The sequence below is a fragment of the Streptomyces sp. RP5T genome (assembly GCF_003933965.1).
Classification (GTDB): domain Bacteria; phylum Actinomycetota; class Actinomycetes; order Streptomycetales; family Streptomycetaceae; genus Streptomyces.
Genome location: NZ_RSAJ01000951.1, coordinates 1 through 2,072 on the forward strand (window position 1 = coordinate 1; position 2,072 = coordinate 2,072).

Consider the following 2,072-nt stretch of genomic DNA (forward strand, 5'->3'; position numbering starts at 1 on the left):
GGCCGGAACGGGAGGAGGGCACGCCGTTGCCGCGCGGGGTACTGCCACCGCGCGACGGCACCCCGCCGCGCGCCGGGCCCTGGCCCCGCCCCTGCCCGGAACCGCGGGCCGAGGGCGTCCCCTGGGTGCCGGACGGCCCCGGCTGCCCCTGGGGACGGCGCTGGGCGGCCCGCTCCGGGTAGGTGTCGGCGATGCGTCCGGTGGGCCGGTCCGCCTCCCCGGCACGCGGGACGGGCGGGCGCAGATCCGGCAGGCCCTGCGCCTCGCGGGCCGCGATCTCCTTGAGCCGCAGCGACAGCTGGAGGGTGCTCGGCCGCTCCTCGGGATCCTTCGCCAGGCACGCGCGGATGAGCGGGGCGACCGCGTCGGGCACGCCGTGCAGCTGGGCCTCCTCGTGTACCACGCGGTACAGCATCACCTCGGAACTGCCGTGCCCGAAGGGCGAGTCGCCCATCGAGGCGTACGCCAGGGTCGCGCCCAGGGAGAACACGTCCGTGGCCGGCGTCACCGCGGCGCCGCGCACCTGCTCGGGCGCGAGGAAGCCGGGGGATCCGACGGCGGTGCCGACATGGGTGAGGGTGGAGGCCCCGGTCGCCCAGGCGATACCGAAGTCGATGATCCGCGGGCCCTTGGGGGAGAGGAGGATGTTCGACGGCTTGAGGTCGCGGTGCACCACCCCCGCCTCGTGCACGGCGACGAGCCCCTCCGACAGGGCGGCCCCGATGGTGGCGACCTCGGCGGCCCCGAGGGAACCCTCGTCGACGACCTTGTCATGGAGGGAGGGGCCCGGCACGTACTGGGTGGCGAACCACGGACGGTCCGCCTCCAGATCGGCCGCGACGAGCCGGGCGGTGCAGCCGCCGCGGATCCGCCGGGCCGCGGAGACCTCGCGCGCGAACCGTGACCGGAACTCCTGGTCCTCGGCCAGATCCGGCCGGATGACCTTCAACGCGACCCGCTGTCCCTTGCGGTCGGAGCCCAGGTAGACGACCCCCATACCTCCCGCGCCGAGCCGTCTGTGAAGCCTGAACGAGCCGACGACGCGCGGGTCCTCGCGCCTCAGGCGCATCATCGCCATGTTCATCCCCGCTGCCCGGTCCGTGTGACGAGCCACAGCTTACGTTTCCGCGGGCCGCCGCGCGCAGAGGCCGCGCCCTCTCGTCCCGAGGGATTGTCAGTGCCGGGTGGGAGAATTGAGGGGTGGTCAGGGAGCCGGAGGACGGGCGGACTTTGGCTCCGGTGTGATCCCAACCACCCGTCGCAGAAGGGGGATTGAACCCGTGAAGGGTGATCGCGTGGAGATAGTCGTGGACGCAGGGGACACGACGCGTACGTACGAGGTGGTGGCGAGCAGGGCGGGCCGCCGGGTGGAGACGGCGGTCCGGCGCGGAGTCGTGGAAGTGAGCGAAGTCACGCGCAACGGGTCGGTGGTGCGGACGGCCCGTTTCATGGCGACGAGGGTGCTGGCGCTGGTGGAGCAGCCGGTGCCGCGCGAGGACAGCTCGGAGAAAGCGGGGCAGACCGGGCGACCCCTCCGGGAAGACCCGGAGACCTAGGACCCCGTCTCCACCCACGGGAGTACTCCGCTGGTCACGGCTCATCCTCGGGGAGGCCCGGCAATCGGTACGAGGGCATGACGTGCGGTGAGCCCGTGACGCCTAGATTTGAGGTCAAGCGGCGGGTGCAGCACTCGTCCCCCGAGGTCAGACACCCGCCGCTGCCAACGACAACCGAACGGTCAGGAGAGGGACCATGGCTCTTACGGCACCGCGGACGCTGTCCCGCACACGCCAGCCCCGCCGTACGGGCCGTCGCCACCCGCTGGTGGCGACGCTCATGGCCCTTCCCCTGGCGGTCCTGCTCCTCGTCGTCTTCGACGGCTGGGAGACAGTGGCCACACAGGCGTCGTCCGTGGGACTGATGCTGGGGCGCTGAGCGGCGACCCCAGGCCCGGAAGAGCGGTCCGGGCGGGGACATCGGCCCATGAAACCCCGTGGGGACGGGGGTGCGGCGGACGGCAAAATGCCGGCGCAGCTGGGGAGCTGCGCCGGCATTGCTTTGCCCTCCGGGGG

General features: G+C 72.9%; 3 protein-coding genes. 2 read left to right on the top strand and 1 reads right to left on the bottom strand.

Going from position 1 to position 2,072, the window contains the following annotated elements; all coding sequences use genetic code 11:
• A partial coding sequence (locus tag EHS43_RS43315; RefSeq protein WP_185806658.1) for a serine/threonine-protein kinase occupies nucleotides 1–1,084 on the bottom strand: 1,084 nt, incomplete at its 3' end.
• Between the two features lie 196 nt (nucleotides 1,085–1,280).
• Between EHS43_RS43315 and EHS43_RS43320 the strand changes: the two genes are divergently transcribed.
• Nucleotides 1,281–1,556: a hypothetical protein gene (locus EHS43_RS43320; RefSeq protein ID WP_007380750.1), complete on the top strand. Its 276-nt coding sequence runs from the start codon at nucleotides 1,281–1,283 to the stop codon at nucleotides 1,554–1,556.
• Nucleotides 1,557–1,752: 196 nt separating this feature from the next.
• Nucleotides 1,753–1,935, top strand: a complete 183-nt coding sequence (locus tag EHS43_RS43325) for a hypothetical protein (protein WP_125195913.1) — start codon at nucleotides 1,753–1,755, stop codon at nucleotides 1,933–1,935.
• The last annotated feature ends 137 nt before the right edge of the window (nucleotides 1,936–2,072 follow it).

Bases quoted from the DNA above. Each gene is read 5' to 3' on its own strand.
- EHS43_RS43325 (WP_125195913.1), top strand. From the start codon at position 1,753: ATGGCTCTTACGGCACCGCGGACGCTGTCCCGCACACGCCAGCCCCGC.